General features: G+C 68.1%; 19 protein-coding genes. 5 read left to right on the forward strand and 14 right to left on the reverse strand.

Annotated features, from left to right (window positions below; genetic code table 11):
* Nucleotides 1-118 precede the first annotated feature (118 nt).
* The 5 genes from IE325_RS06715 to IE325_RS45985 are packed head-to-tail and all read right to left on the reverse strand — an operon-like array spanning nt 119 to nt 2,840.
* Entirely contained in the window at nt 119-958 is an 840-nt protein-coding gene (locus tag IE325_RS06715; RefSeq protein ID WP_190068784.1) for an isoprenyl transferase, read from the reverse strand.
* A gap of 39 nt (nt 959-997) precedes the next feature.
* Entirely contained in the window at nt 998-1,744 is a 747-nt protein-coding gene (gene recO / locus IE325_RS06720; RefSeq protein WP_190068785.1) for a DNA repair protein RecO, read from the reverse strand.
* Nucleotides 1,745-1,770: 26 nt separating this feature from the next.
* The gene (locus IE325_RS06725; RefSeq protein WP_190068786.1) at nt 1,771-2,391 is read right to left on the reverse strand and encodes a DUF1266 domain-containing protein; all 621 of its coding nucleotides are present in this window, start codon (nt 2,389-2,391) and stop codon (nt 1,771-1,773) included.
* A gap of 30 nt (nt 2,392-2,421) precedes the next feature.
* The gene (locus IE325_RS06730) at nt 2,422-2,637 is read right to left on the reverse strand and encodes a hypothetical protein (protein ID WP_190068787.1); all 216 of its coding nucleotides are present in this window, start codon (nt 2,635-2,637) and stop codon (nt 2,422-2,424) included.
* Nucleotides 2,634-2,840: a hypothetical protein gene (locus IE325_RS45985; RefSeq protein ID WP_229911691.1), complete on the reverse strand. Its 207-nt coding sequence runs from the start codon at nt 2,838-2,840 to the stop codon at nt 2,634-2,636. The genes IE325_RS06730 and IE325_RS45985 overlap by 4 nt, the downstream gene beginning before the upstream one ends.
* Before the next feature lie 115 nt (nt 2,841-2,955).
* Between IE325_RS45985 and IE325_RS06735 the strand changes: the two genes are divergently transcribed.
* Together IE325_RS06735 and IE325_RS06740 are read left to right on the forward strand one after the other, a co-directional pair.
* Complete coding sequence (locus IE325_RS06735) at nt 2,956-3,789, forward strand: helix-turn-helix domain-containing protein (RefSeq protein WP_190068788.1); 834 nt, start codon at nt 2,956-2,958, stop codon at nt 3,787-3,789.
* A complete protein-coding gene (locus IE325_RS06740; protein ID WP_190068789.1) occupies nt 3,771-3,965 on the forward strand; it encodes a DUF397 domain-containing protein in 195 nt (64 codons plus the stop codon). Before IE325_RS06735 ends, IE325_RS06740 begins: the two co-directional genes overlap by 19 nt.
* Here IE325_RS06740 and IE325_RS06745 read toward each other — a convergent pair.
* The 6 genes from IE325_RS06745 to IE325_RS06770 form a co-directional block, all read right to left on the reverse strand.
* Nucleotides 3,949-4,830 (reverse strand): DUF6879 family protein, encoded by an 882-nt coding sequence (locus IE325_RS06745; RefSeq protein WP_229911692.1) that lies wholly within the window; start codon nt 4,828-4,830, stop codon nt 3,949-3,951. The two genes, IE325_RS06740 and IE325_RS06745, sit on opposite strands and share 17 nt — an antisense overlap.
* Nucleotides 4,831-4,937: 107 nt before the next feature.
* A complete protein-coding gene (locus IE325_RS06750) occupies nt 4,938-5,903 on the reverse strand; it encodes an SCO2521 family protein (RefSeq protein ID WP_190068791.1) in 966 nt (321 codons plus the stop codon).
* 1 nt (nt 5,904) lies between these two features.
* The gene (locus tag IE325_RS06755) at nt 5,905-6,885 is read right to left on the reverse strand and encodes an SCO2522 family protein (RefSeq protein WP_190068792.1); all 981 of its coding nucleotides are present in this window, start codon (nt 6,883-6,885) and stop codon (nt 5,905-5,907) included.
* The gene (locus IE325_RS06760) at nt 6,882-7,799 is read right to left on the reverse strand and encodes an SCO2523 family variant P-loop protein (protein WP_190068793.1); all 918 of its coding nucleotides are present in this window, start codon (nt 7,797-7,799) and stop codon (nt 6,882-6,884) included. Before IE325_RS06760 ends, IE325_RS06755 begins: the two co-directional genes overlap by 4 nt.
* A 4-nt stretch (nt 7,800-7,803) precedes the next feature.
* On the reverse strand, nt 7,804-9,654 hold the full coding sequence (locus IE325_RS06765; RefSeq protein ID WP_190068794.1) for an SCO2524 family protein: 1,851 nt from the start codon (nt 9,652-9,654) through the stop codon (nt 7,804-7,806).
* 97 nt (nt 9,655-9,751) lie between these two features.
* Nucleotides 9,752-10,546, reverse strand: a complete 795-nt coding sequence (locus tag IE325_RS06770; RefSeq protein WP_190068795.1) for an SCO2525 family SAM-dependent methyltransferase — start codon at nt 10,544-10,546, stop codon at nt 9,752-9,754.
* Nucleotides 10,547-10,768: 222 nt separating this feature from the next.
* Here IE325_RS06770 and IE325_RS06775 point away from each other — a divergent pair, with 222 nt between their 5' ends.
* Both IE325_RS06775 and IE325_RS06780 read left to right on the forward strand, forming a co-directional pair.
* Nucleotides 10,769-11,227 carry a GNAT family N-acetyltransferase gene (locus IE325_RS06775; protein ID WP_229911693.1) on the forward strand — a complete coding sequence of 153 codons (459 nt, stop codon included), beginning with the start codon at nt 10,769-10,771 and terminating at the stop codon, nt 11,225-11,227.
* 66 nt (nt 11,228-11,293) lie between these two features.
* Nucleotides 11,294-12,775, forward strand: coding sequence for an alpha/beta hydrolase (locus tag IE325_RS06780; protein ID WP_190068797.1), 1,482 nt, complete (start codon nt 11,294-11,296; stop codon nt 12,773-12,775).
* Here the strand turns inward: IE325_RS06780 and IE325_RS06785 are convergent.
* A complete protein-coding gene (locus tag IE325_RS06785; RefSeq protein ID WP_190068798.1) occupies nt 12,763-13,926 on the reverse strand; it encodes a glycoside hydrolase family 113 protein in 1,164 nt (387 codons plus the stop codon). The genes IE325_RS06780 and IE325_RS06785 overlap by 13 nt on opposite strands.
* Before the next feature lie 96 nt (nt 13,927-14,022).
* Between IE325_RS06785 and bla the strand changes: the two genes are divergently transcribed.
* Nucleotides 14,023-14,919 carry a class A beta-lactamase gene (bla, locus tag IE325_RS06790; RefSeq protein ID WP_190069215.1) on the forward strand — a complete coding sequence of 299 codons (897 nt, stop codon included), beginning with the start codon at nt 14,023-14,025 and terminating at the stop codon, nt 14,917-14,919.
* A gap of 15 nt (nt 14,920-14,934) precedes the next feature.
* Here bla and IE325_RS06795 read toward each other — a convergent pair whose 3' ends face one another.
* A complete protein-coding gene (locus IE325_RS06795) occupies nt 14,935-15,279 on the reverse strand; it encodes a helix-turn-helix transcriptional regulator (RefSeq protein WP_229911720.1) in 345 nt (114 codons plus the stop codon).
* 180 nt (nt 15,280-15,459) lie between these two features.
* Complete coding sequence (locus IE325_RS06800) at nt 15,460-17,829, reverse strand: ATP-binding cassette domain-containing protein (protein ID WP_190068800.1); 2,370 nt, start codon at nt 17,827-17,829, stop codon at nt 15,460-15,462.
* Between the last annotated feature and the right edge of the window lies 1 nt (nt 17,830).

Here is a 17,830-nt window from a genome sequence, read left to right on the forward strand (position 1 = left end):
CTTAGGGGTGCCCCCTCTGGGGGAGTTTGAGGAGCGGGGTCTGGGGCGGAGCCCCAGGACGGGACGGGTAGGGGCGGCGGGGGCGAAAAAGGACCCTCGCCGCACCCGGCAGGGACCGTCAGTCCTCCTCCCGCCGCCCTTCCATCGCCACCAGCTCCTCGTTCGGGATCGCCCCACCGAACCGCCGGTCCCGCGAGGCGAACTCGACGCAAGCCCGCCACAGATCACGCCGGTCGAAGTCCGGCCACAGCACATCCTGGAAGACCATCTCGGCGTACGCGCTCTGCCACAACAGATAGTTGGAGGTGCGCTGCTCGCCGCTCGGACGCAGGAACAGGTCGACGTCCGGCATGTCCGGGTAGTACATGTACTTGGCGAACGTCTTCTCGTTCACCTTCGAGGGGTCGAGCCGCCCGGCCTTCACATCCTCCGCCAACGCCTGCGCCGCATCCGCGATCTCGGCCCGCCCGCCGTAGTTCATGCAGAAGTACAGCGTCAGCTTGTCGTTGTCCTTGGTCTGCTCCTGGGCGATCTGGAGCTCCTTGGCGACCGACTTCCACAGCTTGGGCATCCGCCCCACCCACCGCACCCGGATCCCCAGCTCATCGAGCTGATCACGGGTCTTGCGGATGAAGTCACGGTTGAAGTTCATGAGGAAGCGCACCTCGTCCGGCGACCGCTTCCAGTTCTCGGTGGAGAAGGCGTACAGCGAGATCGCCCCGACGCCCATCTCGACCCCGCCCTGAAGGACGTCGAGCACCCGCTCGGCACCGACCTTGTGCCCCTCGGTACGCGGCAGCCCCCGCTCCTTCGCCCACCGCCCGTTCCCGTCCATGACGATCGCCACATGCTTCGGGATCAGCTCACCCGGCAGCTTCGGCGCGCGAGCACCGGACGGGTGCGGCTCCGGCGCCCTGTACTCACGGCGCCGACGCCCAAGGAACCCACTCACAGCCATGTGCCTGTCGTCTCCCTCATACTCACGCTTACTCGTGACTCACTTTTCCACGTACCGAAGCGACCGCAGCCCGCGCTCCATGTGCCAGTGCAGATAGGCGGACACCAGCCCACTGCCCTCCCTGACATGGCGCGGCTCGCAGGAGTCCGCCGTCTCCCAGTCTCCCGTGAGCAGCGCGCCGAGGAGTTCCAAGGTCTGCGGCGACGGTACGACGCTACCGGGCACCCGGCAGTCGACACAGACCGAGCCCCCGGAGGCGACCGAGAAGAAGCGGTTCGGTCCGGGCATGCCGCACTTCGCACAGTCGCTGAAGGTGGGGGCGTAGCCGTTGACGGCGAGGGAGCGCAGCAGGAACGCGTCGAGGACGAGGTGGGGCGCGTGCTCGCCGCGGGAGAGCGTCCGCAGGGCTCCGACCAGCAGCAGATACTGCTGCACCGCCGGCTCGCCCTCATGGTCGGTGAACCGCTCGGCGGTCTCCAGCATGGCCGTCCCGGCGGTGTACCGCGCGTAGTCCGTGACGATCCCGCCGCCGTACGGAGCGATGGTCTCGCTCTGCGTGCACAGCGGCAGCCCGCGCCCGATCAGCTCGCTCCCCCGCGCGAAGAACTGCACGTCGACATGGGAGAAGGGTTCGAGCCGGGCACCGAACTTGGACTTCGTACGCCGCACACCCCGCGCCACGGCCCGGACCCTGCCGTGCCCACGGGTGAGCAGCGTGATGATCCGGTCCGCTTCCCCGAGCTTCTGGGTGCGCAGCACGATGCCGTCGTCGCGGAACAGACTCATGGGTTCATTCTCGCGTACGGCGGGGGTCAGCGGGGGCGGTCGGGGTGGCTGATGCTGTCCCAGGGGGCCAGATTCCATGGACTGGCGCGGTTCCCGGCGTCCAGCAGCGCCCGCAGATGCTCATCGGCGACCGCCTGCGACGCGGGCAGATCCGACTCCTCCGCGTCCCGCAGCGCCGCCCGCCACACCTGCCGCCCGAGCAGATAATGACCGGCGTACTCCTCCCACGAGGCATACGTCCGCACCACCGTCGGCACGATGTTCTTCAGCGCCGTCCAGGCGTCGCCCTCGTCGATCAGCCCGCAGGCGAAGCCCCGGCGGGCGATGTCGACATACAGGGCGGCGTCCCAGGCCAGCGGCGAGACGCCGGTCTGCCGGTACGCCCGCGCCCGGTAACCACTGTGGGCCAGCTCGTCGAGCCGACCGACCAGCCCCTCACGCGAGGTGATCTCCCACTGGTCGGCCAACCAGCGCCGGGCGCTGTCGTCGTCGATCCGTACATATGGGTACAGCGTCGTCCGCGAGGCGCTCTTGTCCCGGCTCACCGGCGCGCTCAGCGACACCATCCACAGCTGGTGCATGGTGAGCGGCACGGGGTAGCGGCGCGTCGCCTTCACACCGCGCCGTCTCCATCTCCACAAAGCCATGCCGCCGCACCCTACGCACCCGCCCCTACGTCAAGGAACCTCACCCCTGCTTCGTGCGTTCGCGTACGCCGTCGCCGCGCGCAGCCGCTCGGCGGGAGTGGCCGTACGTACGGACGCCGGCTCGGCGTCCCACTCCTTGCCGCCGCCGTAAGGTCTCAGCTGGACATACGGCCCTTCATGCCCCATCACGACGCCGATCCGACCCGAACGAGTGTCGACGACATAGGCCCCGATAGGCGGCTTCATCGCAACACCGTCGCGAGACGCTGCGCGGTCTCGACGGAACAACGGCCCAATTCGACGAGCGGGCACGGGGCTTCACGCGCAAGACTCGCCGGATCGATCCGGAGTGTCGGAAGCGTAATTCCTGCCTTCTCCAGTGCCGCCCGCAATTCCTTCACTGCATCCTCCGCTTCTTCGACGCAGCGCGCCGAGTGTCGTGCCGTCACCTTGCTCCCCTGTCTTTTGGGTTTCATTCTTTCCACATCCATGGTGACCTGCGACGTCTACACTCGGCAGGAGTCTGTGCGCTACAAGTGCGGGGCAGGGTAAGGGGGTTGGGTTATGGCCAACGGTTCGCGGATGGCGGCGTGGGAGTTCTTCGGCAGCGAGCTGAAGAGGCATAGGGAGAACGCCGGGATCACTCAGGTGGAGTTGGGGGCGAGAGTATTCGTCTCCGGTGGTTATATCGGCCAGTTCGAACAGGCAATTCGAAAGCCGCAACTGGATGTAGCCCAGCGGATTGACGAGGTTCTACAAACCGACGGCTTTTTCGAGCGGACGTGGCGACAGCTCATCAACGACAAGCGGTACGCCGACTACTTCGGGCCGGTCGTGGAGCTGGAGCGGCTGGCCACGAAGATCTGCGAGTACGCACCCACGGTGGTGCCGGGCCTGTTGCAGACGGCAGCGTACGCAGAGGCTGTCACCATCGCGGCCAACCCCTTCGTCACCAACGCGTACGTCGAGGAGAAGGTCATGGCCCGCTTGGAACGAGCGGACATCCTCAAGGACGCTACAAGGCCGGAGTATTGGGCGATCCTGCACGAGAACGTGCTGCGCATCCCGGTAGGCGGCCCGGAGGCGATGGCCGAGCAACTGGAGCACATCGCGCATCTGATGCGCGAGCGCACGGTGTGGTTGACGGTGATCCCGTACGCGGTTGGAGCACACGCGTCGATGATCGGGGACCTTCGGCTCATGGAGTTCGAGGACGCCCCTCCGGTCGCCTATACAGAGACGTCGTTTTCGGGAACGTTGTTGGACGATCCGGCTGTGGTGAAGCGGGCGCAGCGCGCATACGATCTGCTCAGGGGCACCGCGCTGTCGCCGGAGGCGTCCCTGGCCCTGATCGAGTCGGCGGCGGAGGACTTCAGACGATGCGCGAGTACGACCTGAGCAGCGCGAACTGGCGCAAGAGCAGCCACAGCAACGGCGAGGGCGGCAACTGCCTCGAAGTAGCCGACGGAGTCCCCGGTGTCATCCCCGTCCGAGACTCCAAACTCGCCTCGGACAGCCCCGTACTCCTCATCCCCGCCCCCGCCTGGGACCGCTTCCTCACGTCTCTGCGGTGACCCTCGGCGCTGGCGTCGTCGTGCCCTGACGCTCCGCCTCTGCCCACAGCTCGGCGAACTGGGTCTCGCGGTCCTCTATGTGGTCCGGCTCGGCGCTGAGCAGGGTGCTGTCCGGCTTGTTCTCCTGGTCCGGCTTGGTCTCGTGGCAGAGTTCGCCGTCGAAGATGATGAAGTCGTTCACGCGGGGGTTGGACTCCATCAGCGACCGCACCGCGATACGCGCGTCGATGCCGCGCCGGCGGTGCCGCTCGCACAGTGCTCTGAGGTCGGGCGTGACCTCCTCCTCGTCGAGGACGACGAACACGCGCCGGATCTCCACGCCCCGCCGCTTGATCGCCTTCTCCTGCGCGTCGAGGTACCGTTCGCCGGGCCCGCTGGTCCAGAACTCCCGGTCCACCGAGGTGCTCGTGGCGTCGAGGGTCATCTTGACGCAGTCGGTGATGTCGATCAGCCACTCGTGGTTCTCGCCGGGGCAGTCCGCGTTGCCGCTGCCGAGGCCTTCCATCATCTTGGCGAGGCGGCCGAGTTCCTTCTCGGCGAAGGCCTGGACGATGTCGCCGCCCTGTTCGCGGACCTTGGTGTAGCCGAGGACGAGCCGGGTCACCTCGTCGGAGCGCAGTACGGAACCGTCGACCTGGCTGAACAGCGTCGTCGCGGCGAGGATCTCGTTGAAGCGGGTGTCGACCTTCTCGAACCGCTCCCCGAAGTCGATCAGGTACTGCACGATCAGGGCGGCGCTGCCGATGACGATGGACGCCACCCACTGCCAGATGTTGCCGTCGTCCTCACTGAGGATGCTGGTGAGCAGGAAGGCCCCGCCCGCCGCTCCGGCGGTGATCACGATCCGCCAGAACATCTTGGGCATACGTGGCTCCTGCCGCGGTACCACTTGCCCGTTGCCGCCTGCTCCTAACGATGACGCCCCGCTCATGTCTCATCCCCCGTCGGGTATCTGTTTTCCGGCTGCCGCCGTCAGCTCGTGCTGAGCGCCTGGTGCGGCATCGCCACGGCCTGGAGGGCCAGTCGGTCTCGGATGCGCCGGCTGAGGTTCTCCCACTGGCGGGAGAAGCCCGGTTTCTCTTCCAGCACGTCCCACAGGTGACCCAGCGCGGGGTCCACGTGTGCGCGCGGCATCCACAGATGCAGCAGATGTACGACGACCGGATGCAGCGCCTCGACCACAGAAGGCCCGTCGGCCGTACCGAGCCTGCTGTTGTCAAGCATGTGCTGAACAGTCGTCAAAAGCCAGTCGTGCAGGGCGAGATCCTCGCAGAGGCCCGCCGCAGCGGCGGCCGGGATGTGCTCGGGGAGCCGTAGCTCCATGGTGCGCAGGCCGCCCTCGGCGACCGTGAAGTTCACCAGCGAGGCCTGCTGATCACCACGCCGGGCGACCCAACGCAGCCTCGTGGGACTGGACTTGAACGGCACCCGCCGGTCCAGCAACGCGTGGCGACGGAGTGCGGCCAGCAGGCCCTCGGCGATCATCCCCAGGTCCAGCTCACCGCGCCGCGCGCCTCGCAACATGCCTTCCACCGTGGCCTGTTGGGGCAGCTTGCCGAAGGGTTCCACCAGACCCGGACGTACCAGGTACTGGCCCCAGGGGCGGCGGATGTCGGGCCCGGCGGCGGGGAGGCTGAAGTACGCCGTCGCCTGGAGCAGCCTTCCCTCGGTCAGCGCCGCACGCGCCGCCACCGTACCCACGGACCTGACCTTGGAGCCGTTGGACGCGGGCAGCCGGCAGTCCACACCGGTGAGGATCTCGGGGGACAGGGCGTACATGCTGGGCCGTTCGGAGATCCGTACGGGTTCGTCGGCGCGCAGCCGGAGCAGCTGGGCGGCGGCCCGCGCGTCGAACGCCTGGAAGGACGGCAGCAGACAGGTGCGCACCTCACCGCAGGCGAGGACCGAACGCGCGGGTTGTCCGAGAGCCGCCGTCATCTCAGGTCCCCTCGGCCTCGGAGGAGTCCGCGGGCTCCTCGTAGAAGACATAGGTGGCGCGTTGCGCGACGGCTGCCGGGACCGGCATACGTTCGGCGGCGGATCGCTCGGCTACCTGCTGGAGCGCCCCGGCGTCCACGTCTGTCTGGTCGAGGATGAGCCGTACGGCGTCCTCGACGGCGATGAAGCGGTTCGGCATCATGCTGCACGTGCGATAGGCGCTGAACGCCGCCCTGGTGTCGGTGAGTTTGATCAGCGGGGGCAGCCGGTCCCAGTCGTGCGGGAAGTCCGCGCCGCCCCACTCCCTCGGCACCAGCACGGGCTCACCGAGGTGCCGTAACAGTCCGAGTCTGGCCAGTTGCCATACGGCGGCCAGGAACGGGCAGGACCACAGCCGCCGCCCGTCCTTCTCGGACCACAGCTCGACGTCCATGAAGATGGAGTGGTTGCGGGCCGCGGTCTCCTGTGGTGACTCCCAGCCCTTGACCGCGCCCAGCGCGCTGCGGGACGCCGAGGGCGTACGTTCGCCGTTGGCGAGCCAGCCGGTCTGCGAGACGGGTGGGCGGGAGCCGTAGCTGCCGGGCGGCGGGGATTCCACCAGCCGGTGCATGACGGACTCGGCGAGCTCGATCCTGTCCGCCACCGCGCAACCCGACTCACGCGCCAGGTAGTCGATGACCAGGCCCGCCTTCTCGGCCTCCTTCAGCACCATCGGGATCAGCTCGGCCGGGGTGGAGAAGCGGGTGAAGTAGTCGTCGATGAGAAAGCAGGTGCTGATGCGCGGGCGCTGAGTGCGGCGCTCCAGGGACGCGCGTACCGCGTCCGCCCAGACCCGTACCTCCGCGAAGTGCTCACCCAGCCTCTTGGGGCCCGCCTCGAAGTCCTCCATGTAGAGATGGCCCAGTTCGAGGGAGAGATGGGCCAGCGGGACGGCCTGGGTGCGCAGCTCCGCTGTGGTCTCCTGGAAAACGGCCTCGGTCACACCTGCTCCCAGTACTTGTCGTCGGTCAGGCGTCCGGCGAGCTGGCTCAGCGCCTGCCAGGTCTCCTGGTTGGCGATCTGGCTGTCGAGCACGTCCTCGTCGGTGATGAGCTGCTCACGCCATTGCAGGACCGGTTCGAGCGGTACGGAGCCGAGGACCTGGCTGTAGCCGATGCCGTGCGTGGAGGCGAGCTGCTTGAGGTCGCCGTCGGTCTTGCGCATCCACGCCGACTGGGTGGGAGAGACCTGGGACCACAGGGGTGACTCCGGGTCGGGTACGGCGGCCCGGACGAACCGGATCGAGTTGCGCAATGCCTCCTCGTCATGGCCGCGGTCGGCGCCTCCGGCGAGGATGCCGCGCTTGCCGAAGACCAGGCTCGCGGCGGCGGCGACATGCTGGCGGGTCCAGCGGTGGAAGACCAGCCAGCGGGCCGTGATCTCGCGCATCTCGGCCTGTGCGGTCGCTTCCAGGACCATGTCGACGGCGTAGGAACGGCCCGCGCTGAGATCGACGACGACCAGGTCGAACTCGTAGTAGAGCGTCGTCAGCAGATCGACGCAGCGGCGCAGATTGTCGCCGCTGATCGCGAACTCGCCGCCGCTGACATCGCCGGGCATCAGCACCAGCCGGCCGGAGCCGGGCGGCGGGAAGCGCAGTACCTGGTGCTCCGTCTCGGACCAGACGTCGATCCGGGCCGGTTCGCTGACCTCGCCTATGAGGTAGGCGTGCAGACCGCGGTCCTCGGTCTGCTGGCGGGCGTCGGCCACGTCGAAGACGGCCGCCGCGGTGGGCGAGCCGAAGTCGAAGTCCAGGTAGCAGACGTCGTCCCCGGCCATCGCGCGGTGGTAGGCGAGGTTGGCGCTCGTGACCGAGCGGCCCGTGCCTCCTTTGTCGGAGGCGGCGAAGATCAGCACCGTGTCACACTCCCCGGTCCGCGGCTTCGCGGGCACGGGCGAGCGAGTCGAGCTGTCCCAGCACGTCGAGCGTCAACGCGTAGGCCGTACCCGGCTGTTCATCCACGAGGCTGCGGGCGCGGCGCAACTTGACCTCGATGTTCCTCAGTTCCATACCGTGCCGGCCGGAGTCGGAGGGCGCGGGTTCCATCTGTTCGTTGCCCAGCAGGTGCGCGGACTCACTGAGCAACGCCCTTGCCAGTTCGGTGAGTTCGAGGCTGCGGATCGGGGGCTGGCGGTACATGTCGTGGGCCTGGACCATCACCTCGGTGACTCGCTCGGTGATGCTCCAGGACACCGGGACACGGCGTTTATGGATCTCCGCGTCGGGATACGCCGCGTGCACGTTGTCCCAGAGGCCGACGCCCTCGCCGTCGCGGATCCGGCGCCGCCACATATGGTCGAAGATGTCCTCGGCCAGCCTGAGCAGCCGGTCGTGCGAGGCGAGGTTGCGGGAGAGGGTGCACAGCTGGACGGTGCGCTTCAGCAGCTGGGCCGAGAAGTCGGTCATGGACCAGGTCATGGGCGGGCCGATCCGCTCGCTGCCCTGCAGCGGCAGCGCGACACCGACATTGTGCAGCTGGTGCACCATCGGGTCGTCCTTCGTCATACGGCTGGTGATACGGCCGCGCTCGGCGAGGCGCTCCATGATGCCGACGGTGCGGGTGAGGTCGTCGTCGGTGGCCCGGCGGCGCATCAGGTCGTGCACGAGGATGGCGGCGACGGAGAGGGAGAAGTACTCGGACTCCAGCTTCTGTCCCGTCGTACGCCAGGGGATGTCCTCCAGGGGCCAGCGCTCGTCGTCGAAGCGGGCGATGCGGGACCAGTACTGCTGGGTCAGCTCCCACCGCAGCCGGAGCGCCTCGGCGAGCCTCTGCTGTTCCGCGTTGAGCAGGCCGAGGGTGAGGGTGCGGTCGGAGAACAGGTCCTGGATACCGTCGAGGGCGACCACCGTGAAGTAGAGATACGGCACCGACTTGGCGACGCCCTGGGGCTGCGGCCCGATGGGTTCGCTGGTCTCGACCTCGGGGGCGTCGTCCACCATGCTCCAGGCCCAGCCGCACTCGAAGAGCTGGTTCTCGTCCTTGAGGCCTTCCTGGACGTCGATACCGAGGTAGACGCTCTCGACGATCGCCGCGCGCAGCGCACGGAAGCGGCTCTGGAACTTGTTCAGCACCTGGCGCTGCGACATCCGCCCCTGGCCGAGGAGTTCGGTGAGGGTGCGACCCTGCGAGGAGTCCGTGTCGAAGACGTTGACGACGAAGGAGCGCAGCAGGCTGACCATGGCGGCGGTGAGCCGGTTGCTGGTGGCCTGGCGGAGTCCGGCGATCGTCTCCTTGACGTCGCTGCGCCGGGTTCTGGTCTCGTAGACCTTGAGGAAGCCGAGGGTGGCCAGGCACAGGGTGATCGACATGGAGAAGGAGTCGACCACGCCGACCCGGCGCTGTTCCTCGCTGATCTCCTTGGTCTTGTCGGCCGAGCCGAAGTAGTAGCCGCCGGCGAAGGTGGGCCGCTTGTCGTCGCCGGTGTGCGCGTGCATGAACTGGGCGGCGGCCGTGACGATGTTGGCCGGGATGTCCAGTCGCCCGCCGGCCTTCTTCATGGCCTGTTGGACGTCCTCCTGGGTGGTGTCAGGGTCGTCGAGCCGGAACGCGGGGATCTCGGTCGCCGGGTACAGCAGGCAGAGCAGCCGCTCGGCGTCGGCCACACTGCTCTCTCCGCCCCATTCGCCCCATTCCCACTCTCCCCCGTCGAAAGAGTGGCGGGCGATTCCCTGCCAGATGTCCAGCAGATGCTGGCGTGGCTTGATCTGCATCCCATGCCCCTCACACAGGCCGCACTGCCATCAGTCGAGGAATATCCCTCTTCTGTTGTGAAGATGTGCTGTGAAGCTCACTTGCGAAAATCGCTGATCAGTCGATCGGAATGATCGAGTCCGAATTATTGCGCCAGCCGTAGGCGACGATCATTCCGGAATATCCGTCGCGCACCTCGGCCTCGGATTCGAGCCGTTGCACCTTGAAGTCGCCCACGAATGCCTCAAGGCTCGCGCGCACCTCGGATTCTCCCACGTCACACGCCGGGAAGAAATGCTCACCCGCGTGATAGCCCTTCGAATGTTCCATGAAGGCCGCCACGAACGGGGCGCCCGGGGACAGCGCCCGCATGAAGCGCTCGACGCCGAGCCGGAACTCCTGGTGGGACGTGGTCATCGACTCGGCGACGAAGAACATGGTCCCCATGGACCACCGCCGCTCGAACCGCGCGAGATCGAAGAGGTCGCCCTGCTGCACGGAGACGACCTTGCTGAACCGTTCACGCGGGTCCATGCCAAGGGAGTTGTACGCCTCGTGCTCGCACAGGGCGCTCCAGAACTGGTCCCAGTTGCGGTCGTAGGAGTCGACCTGACCGCGGAGGTAGTCGACGTTCGAGGACGAGCGCTCGAAGAGCGTGATCTCGTCACACCACGGCATCATGGAGAGCGCGGGATAGAGATTGGCACCGGCCCCCACGTCGATACCGGAAACGGGACCGCCGCCCTGCTTCTGGAAATGATCGCCGAAATGATCCCGGACCATGTGCAGGATCTCCGCGTCCTCTGCCTGTAGGTCGCGGTAGTTGTGCTCGACGTAGGCGATCGGGTCGAATGCCGCCCAGGTTACCTCTGCGTTCTTCAACTGGACGCCCCCCGACGATCTATGGGTCATTCTGTCACGGTACCAAAGAAAGAAGGCGCACCGGGAGCGCGTGGTAGCACGGAGACATCGCACTCTTGTACCTCCGGATCACCCATCTGAAGATGGGCTGATCTCGAACCAATCCATCGCATAGGGGGGCAGTCGATGGCCGTTCCGGAGGAACGTTTCCCTTTTTCAGGTCGCCACGCTGACCAGGCATTCCTCGCCGACAGCGGCGACCGGCCGCTGACCATGAGGGGCGTCACCGACGCGGACCTGCCGGAACTGCTCCGTGTGGACAGAGAGGTCTTTCCGGACGATCCGTATCCGTACTTCGTACTGCGCCAGCATCTCGACGTCCACGGCGACCGGGTCCTCGTCCTCGACGACGGCACCTGCCTGCACGGCTATGTCCTCTTCGTGACCACTTCGGACGGCTATGCCTGCTGGGTGCTGAGCCTGGCCGTCAGCGCCGACCAGCGCGGACGGGGGCTGGGGAAGCGGCTGATGCTGGAGGTGCTGCGGCAGTTACGGAGAGAGCGGGTGGGAGAGGTCCGGCTGACCGTGGAGCCGACGAACGCCGCGGCGATCATGCTGTACCGGACCCTCGGGTTCGCCCCGGAGGGAGGCGTGCACCGGAACTATCTGGGGCCCGGGGAGGACCGGCTCATCATGGTGCTGGGGTTGTCCAAGGGGGCGGCCGGGGGGTAATCCCCCGTGCATATACGGGAGTTGCCCGGATGTGACTGTCCGTCACGGTCGGCCAGGCTGCTGTGCATGAACCAGATCGCGAAGAGTGCAGCACTGATCGCCGCCGCCTCCGGAGTCGTCTTCGGCCTCATCACCCCGCTCACCGCGTCCGCCACCGACGCGCCCGCCTCGCTCAAGTGGACCAAGTGCGAGGGCGAGGGGCTCGATCCACGGCAGGAGTGCGCGACCGTCTCCGTGCCGATGAACTACGCCGACCCCGGCGGCCGGAGGATCGACGTCGCCATCTCCCGTATCCGCAGCGAGAACCCGTCCGCCCGGCGGGGCGCGCTGCTGATGATCCCCGGCGGCCCCGGCGGCGACAGCCTCACCGCCCCCACCGTCGAGGGCCGCAAGATGCCCCGCTCTGTGCGCGACGCCTACGACCTCATCGGCCTCGCCCCGCGCGGCAACGCGCCCTCCACACCGGTGAGTTGCCAGGTCGGGCAGCAGGACCTCGCCCGCACGACCCTGCGCCCCTGGCCCGCCCCGGACGGGTCCGTCGCCGAGAACATGGCCGTCGCCCGGCGTATCTCGGACGCCTGCGCCCGCAACGGGGGTGAGCTGATGAAGCACATCAGCACCAAGAACAACGCCCGCGACATCGACAGCATCCGAGCCGCCCTCGGCGAACGCAAACTGTCCGCCTGGGCCACCTCCTACGGCACCTACATCGGCGCCGCCTACCTCGACATGTTCCCCGGGCGCACCGACCGCATCGTGCTGGACAGCAACGACAACCCCGACCCCGTGCTGGCGGAACGCGCCTGGCTCCGGGCCTTCGAGGCCGGCGTCGAGGACAACTTCCCCGAGTTCGCCAAGTGGGCCTCCGCACCCGGCAACCCGGACCGCGTCGCCGACACGGCCGCCGAGGTACGGCCGCTCTTCCTGCGGCTCGCCGCACGCCTGGACCGCGAGCCGATTCCCTGGCCGGGGGCCAACCCGGCGGAGCTGAACGGCAACGTACTGCGCCAGACCATGCTGGACAGCTTCTACGACCCCGAGGACTATCCGGACCTCGCGAAGCTGATGCTGGCCGCGCGCAAGGGCACGGTACCGGCGGTTCCGCCGAGCCCTCCGGAGGAGCTGATCCAGAACTACGTCGCGGTGGGCGGCGCGACCATCTGCAACGACGGTGCGTGGCCGCGGTCGGCCGCGGTGTACGAGAAGGGCGTGGCCGAGAGCCGGAAGCGGTATCCGCTGACCGCCGGGATGCCGCGTAACGCGATGGTGTGCGCCGCGTGGGACTGGCAGCCGGCGGAGGCTCCGGTGCGGGTGGACGACCGGGGGCCGTCGAATGTGCTGCTCATTCAGAACGAGCGGGATGTGGCCACGCCGTTGAGCGGGGCGTTGAAGCTGCGCGAGGCGCTGGGGCGGAGGGCCGTGATGGTGACCGTCAACTCCACCGGGCATGGCTCCTATTTGGAGAACGGCAATGCGTGTGGGGATGCGGCGGTGTCCCGATACCTCGCTACGGGGAAGCGGCCGGGTGGGGATCTCTACTGCGAGTGACCGGGTCCCTGAGGGCGGCACTGTGCGTACCGGCGTGACAAGGCGTGGAACGCCTCCTTCGGCTCCCAGTGCCAGCCTGAAGTCGGGTCGTCCGGTCGGTCCTTGATCGGCTTGGTGATGGCGTAGCTCGCCAGGTCCAGGTCGTAGCGGGGATCGTCCGGGCGGTGCGGGGCGTCCGGGGTGACGAACTCGAAGGCCATGGCCGCGTACAGGCCCATCGACTCGAAGACGTCCAGCAGTTCGGTCAGGTAGGCGGCCTGGGTGCGTTCGCTGCGCACCGGGTCGCCTTTGATCTCGTTGGGCTCCTTCGTGTAGTCGACGATGTTCCAGCCCATGCCGGCGGTCTGCGGGGCGCCGACGTAGGCGCAGGTGCCGAACTCGGTGATGGCGAGGGGCTTGCCCCAGCGCTGGTAGCCGCGCAGTTCGCGGATGTAGTCGGAGTGGTCGCGGAAGTAGGAGTAGTAGTCGATGCCGACCACGTCGAAGAGGTTCCAGTCGACCGGCTCGAACTTCTCGTCCTGGGCGGCCGCGTAGCTGAGGCGGCCGTGGAAGACGGAGCGGCCGACCGCCGCCGCCTTCGCGGTGAAGCGGGCCAGGCGGCGCTGCATCTGCGCCATGTCGACGTTGCCCTTCTGGAGGTTGTCGACGCGGTCCAGGACCGTCTCGCCGGGGATGATCCCCGGCACGAACAGCCAGAACTCGCAGCCCACGCTGAAGTCGACGCTCGCGCCCTGCCGCCGCAGCCGCTCCGCGAACCGGCCGCACTCGGCGATCAAGTCCAGGATCTCCTTCGGCGGGATGTCTCCGAGGGTCGGCTGGAGCCAGAGGTGCAGCCCGCGTTCGGCGACCTCGGCGGCCGTGGTGGTGAGGCGTTCGACGTCGTCGCCGGTGACGTCGACCGTGTCGGCGTGCAGTTCGTCGCGGATGACGCGGATGTCCCGTCGCATCCGGGCGGCGCTCCACGCGGTGCCGGGGGTCTCCCCCGCGCCGAGGGTGTAGACGACGCCGCGATGCCGCAGCCCGCCATGACGGCCCCCGGTGGCCGCGGCCGACGTGGAGGGCAGCACCGCCCCGGCCAGTCCGACGGCCGCCGCCCCCGCGAGGAAGCGTGCCCTGCTGATGCCCTGGACGTCTTTCCTGGTGTTCTCCATACGGCCACTGTGGCGAGGGCGTGCGGGCCGCGTCGTCGGCCGATGGTCTATGACACGGCAACCAAGGAATGACGTACGGCGTCGATCACTGAAGAGATCGTCATCAGCCATGAGACGAAGGAGCCCGAGATTCTAGGCCGACGCACCCTGCTCACCGCAGGCACCGCCACCGCCGCCGCACTTCTCACCGGCGCGCCCGCCGCCCACGCCACCACCGACCGCCTCAGCGAACTCGAGCGGCAGCACGGCGCCCGGTTAGGCGTGTTCGCGTACAACGTGCGCACGAGGAAGACCGTCACCCATCGCGCCGACGAGCGCTTCCCGATCTGCTCGCTGTTCAAGACGCTGGCCGCCGCGGCCGTCCTGCGTGACCTGGACCGGGACGGCGAGGTGCTCGCTAAGCGGATCCACTACACGGCGGACGACCTGGTCGACAACTCCAAGGAGACCGAGAAGCACCTGGACACCGGCATGACCGTGGGCGAACTCGCCGACGTGGCCATCCGGTTCAGCGACAACACCGCGGGCAACCTGCTGCTGCGCGAGCTCGGCGGCCCCACCGCCGTCACCCGCTTCGCCCGCTCGATCGGCGACCCGGTGACCCGCCTCGACCGCTGGGAGACCGAGCTGAACTCGGCGGAGCCCTGGCGGATCACGGACACCACCAGCCCGCGCGCCATCGGCCGCAGCTACGCCCGGCTGGTCCTCGGCGACGTCCTGAACCACCGCGACCGCGACCTGCTCACCCACTGGCTGCTGAACAACACCACCAGCGTCAACCGCTTCCGCGCGGGACTGCCCCCGACCTGGGCGGTCGCCGACAAGACCGGCGGCGGCTTCTACGGCGCCAACAACGACGTCGGCATCGCCTGGACCGAGGACGGCACCCCGCTCGTTCTCGCGGTCCAGACGACACTGCCGGAACAGGACGCGGCGTACGACCACGACCTGATCGTGCAGACGGCGAAGCATCTCGCGGAGACGCTCGTCTGATCCGCCGGACCGGCGCTAGCGCCGCGGCCTGGTCACCTGCTTCGCCAGGCAGGACGGGATACCGGCCGCGGCGTCCGCCTCCAGGCGCCGGTACGCGCTCGGCGACATGCCGACCAGCTCCGTGAACCGGGTGCTGAAGGTCCCGAGGGACGAGCAGCCGACCTCGAAGCACACCTCCGTGACACTGAGGTCGCCGCGGCGCAGCAACGCCATGGCGCGCTCGATGCGCCGCGTCATCAGATAGCCGTACGGAGACTCGCCGTAGGCGGCCTTGAACTCGCGGCTGAGATGACCGGCCGACATGTGCACGCCCCGCGCGAGCGCCTCGACGTCCAGTGGCTGCGCGTACTCCCGGTCCATCCGGTCACGGACGCGCCGCAGCGCGACGAGGGTGCGCAGGCGCTGCTCGTCGGACGTGGAGTTGCGGGGGCTCACATCCGCATCTTCCCGGGCGGCCTCCCCTCCCGTCCACTCCCGCGTCTGGCGGGAGCGGGACGAGAGGAGGGCCATCACCGGTGCCGAGGCGAGACACATCGCAGGTCAGCCGCCGACGTAGGCCGCGAGGTGCTCACCGGTGACGGTGGCGCGCTCGGCGACCAGGTCGGCGGGGGTGCCCTCGAAGACGATCCGGCCACCGTCGTGACCGGCACCGGGACCGAGGTCGATGATCCAGTCGGCGTGCGCCATCACGGCCTGGTGATGCTCGATGACGATGACCGACTTGCCGGATTCCACGAGCCGGTCCAGCAGCCCGAGCAGCTGCTCGACGTCGGCGAGGTGGAGGCCGGTGGTCGGCTCGTCGAGGACGTAGACGCCGCCCTTGTCGGCCATGTGGACGGCCAGCTTCAGCCGCTGCCGCTCACCGCCGGACAGGGTGGTGAGGGGCTGGCCGAGGGTGAGATATCCGAGCCCTACGTCCGCCATACGCTCGACGATCTTGTGCGCGGCCGGGATCCGCGCCTCCCCCGCCCGGAAGAACTCCTCGGCCTCGGCCACCGACATCCCGAGCACCTCGCTGATGTCCCGTCCGCCGAAGTGGTACTCGAGCACCGACGCGTCGAACCGCTTGCCCTCGCAGTCCTCGCATGTGGTGGCCACGCTCTGCATGATCGCCAGGTCGGTGTAGATGACACCGGCGCCGTTGCAGGTGGGGCAGGCGCCCTCGGAGTTGGCGCTGAAGAGGGCGGGTTTGACGCCGTTGGCCTTGGCGAAGGCCTTGCGGATCGGTTCGAGGAGTCCGGTGTACGTGGCGGGGTTGCTGCGCCGCGAGCCGCGGATCGGCGTCTGATCGACCGAGACGACACCCTCCGGCGCCGGTATCGACCCGTGCACGAGCGAACTCTTGCCGGAACCGGCGACGCCGGTGATCACGCAGAGCACGCCGAGCGGGATGTCGACGTCGACGTCCTGGAGGTTGTTGGCGGTGGCGCCGCGGATCGCGAGCTTGCCGGTGGGCTTGCGGACGGTGTCCTTGAGGGTGGCCCGGTCGTCGAGGTGGCGGCCGGTGACGGTGTCGGAGGCCCGCAGCCCGTCGAGGGTGCCCTCGAAGCAGACGGTGCCGCCCGCTGTCCCGGCGCCGGGACCGAGGTCGACCACATGGTCGGCGATGGCGATGGTCTCCGGCTTGTGCTCGACCACGAGCACCGTGTTGCCCTTGTCCCGCAGGCGCAGCAGCAGGTTGTTCATGCGCTGGATGTCGTGCGGGTGCAGACCGATGGTGGGCTCGTCGAAGACGTACGTCACATCGGTGAGCGAGGAGCCGAGGTGGCGGATCATCTTGGTGCGCTGCGCCTCACCGCCGGACAGCGTGCCGGAGGCGCGGTCGAGGGAGAGATAGCCGAGGCCGATCTCGACGAAGGAGTCGAGGGAGTGCTGGAGCTTGGCGAGCAGGGGCGCGACGGAGGGCGCCTCGATCCCACGCACCCACTCCGCCAGATCCCGGATCTCCATCTTGCAGGCATCGGCGATATTGATCTTGCCGATCTTCGAGGAGCGGGCCAGCTCGCTGAGCCGGGTGCCGTCGCAGTCGGGGCACTCGGTGAAGGTGACCGCCCGGTCCACGAAGGCCCGGATGTGCGGCTGCATCGACTCGCGGTCCTTGGAGAGGAAGGTCTTCTGCAGCTTGGGGATCAGCCCTTCATACGTCAGATTCACCCCGTTGATCTTGACCTTGGTGGGCTCGCGGTAGAGGAAGTCGTGCCGCTCCTTCTTGGTGTACTGGCGGATCGGCTTGTTCTTGTCGAAGAGGCCGGACTCGGCGATGACCCGCACGACCCACCCATCTCCCGTGTAGGTGGGGATGGTGAACGGATCCTCGGCCAGCGACTTGCTGTCGTCGAAGAGCTGCGCGAGATCGATGTCGGAGACCCGCCCCCGCCCCTCGCAGTGCGTACACATGCCACCGGTACGGCTGAAGGAGACCTTCTCCGTCTTGGTCTTCTCGGCACCCCGGTCGACGGTGAACCCGCCGCTCGCGGAGACCGAGGCGACATTGAACGAATACGCCGCGGGCGGGCCGATGTGCGGCTCGCCGAGCCGGCTGAAGAGGATGCGCAGCATCGCGTTGGCGTCGGTGGCGGTGCCGACGGTGGAGCGGGGGTCGGAGCCCATGCGCTGCTGGTCGACGGTGATGGCGGTGGTCAGACCGTCGAGGACGTCGACCTCCGGCCGCGCGAGGTTGGGCATGAAGCCCTGGAGGAACGCGCTGTACGTCTCATTGATCAGCCGCTGCGACTCGGCGGCGATGGTGTCGAAGACGAGCGAACTCTTCCCGGAACCCGAGACACCCGTGAACACGGTCAGCCGCCGCTTCGGGATCTCGATGCTCACGTCCTTGAGGTTGTTCTCCCGCGCTCCGTGCACGCGGATCAGGTCATGGCTGTCGGCGATGTGCGACTGCGGCTCGGTCATC

This window comes from Streptomyces lanatus, from assembly GCF_014655715.1.
Lineage (GTDB): Bacteria > Actinomycetota > Actinomycetes > Streptomycetales > Streptomycetaceae > Streptomyces > Streptomyces lanatus.

Coding starts and splice junctions, on each gene's coding strand:
- IE325_RS06715 (WP_190068784.1), bottom strand. CDS start 958: ATGGCTGTGAGTGGGTTCCTTGGGCGTCGGCGCCGTGAGTACAGGGCG.
- recO (WP_190068785.1), bottom strand. CDS start 1,744: ATGAGTCTGTTCCGCGACGACGGCATCGTGCTGCGCACCCAGAAGCTC.
- IE325_RS06725 (WP_190068786.1), bottom strand. CDS start 2,391: ATGGCTTTGTGGAGATGGAGACGGCGCGGTGTGAAGGCGACGCGCCGC.
- IE325_RS06730 (WP_190068787.1), bottom strand. CDS start 2,637: ATGAAGCCGCCTATCGGGGCCTATGTCGTCGACACTCGTTCGGGTCGG.
- IE325_RS06735 (WP_190068788.1), top strand. CDS start 2,956: ATGGCCAACGGTTCGCGGATGGCGGCGTGGGAGTTCTTCGGCAGCGAG.
- IE325_RS06740 (WP_190068789.1), top strand. CDS start 3,771: ATGCGCGAGTACGACCTGAGCAGCGCGAACTGGCGCAAGAGCAGCCAC.
- IE325_RS06745 (WP_229911692.1), bottom strand. CDS start 4,830: ATGCCCAAGATGTTCTGGCGGATCGTGATCACCGCCGGAGCGGCGGGC.
- IE325_RS06750 (WP_190068791.1), bottom strand. CDS start 5,903: ATGACGGCGGCTCTCGGACAACCCGCGCGTTCGGTCCTCGCCTGCGGT.
- IE325_RS06765 (WP_190068794.1), bottom strand. CDS start 9,654: ATGCAGATCAAGCCACGCCAGCATCTGCTGGACATCTGGCAGGGAATC.
- IE325_RS06770 (WP_190068795.1), bottom strand. CDS start 10,546: ATGACCCATAGATCGTCGGGGGGCGTCCAGTTGAAGAACGCAGAGGTA.
- IE325_RS06775 (WP_229911693.1), top strand. CDS start 10,769: ATGAGGGGCGTCACCGACGCGGACCTGCCGGAACTGCTCCGTGTGGAC.
- IE325_RS06780 (WP_190068797.1), top strand. CDS start 11,294: ATGAACCAGATCGCGAAGAGTGCAGCACTGATCGCCGCCGCCTCCGGA.
- IE325_RS06785 (WP_190068798.1), bottom strand. CDS start 13,926: ATGGAGAACACCAGGAAAGACGTCCAGGGCATCAGCAGGGCACGCTTC.
- IE325_RS06795 (WP_229911720.1), bottom strand. CDS start 15,279: ATGGACCGGGAGTACGCGCAGCCACTGGACGTCGAGGCGCTCGCGCGG.
- IE325_RS06800 (WP_190068800.1), bottom strand. CDS start 17,829: ATGACCGAGCCGCAGTCGCACATCGCCGACAGCCATGACCTGATCCGC.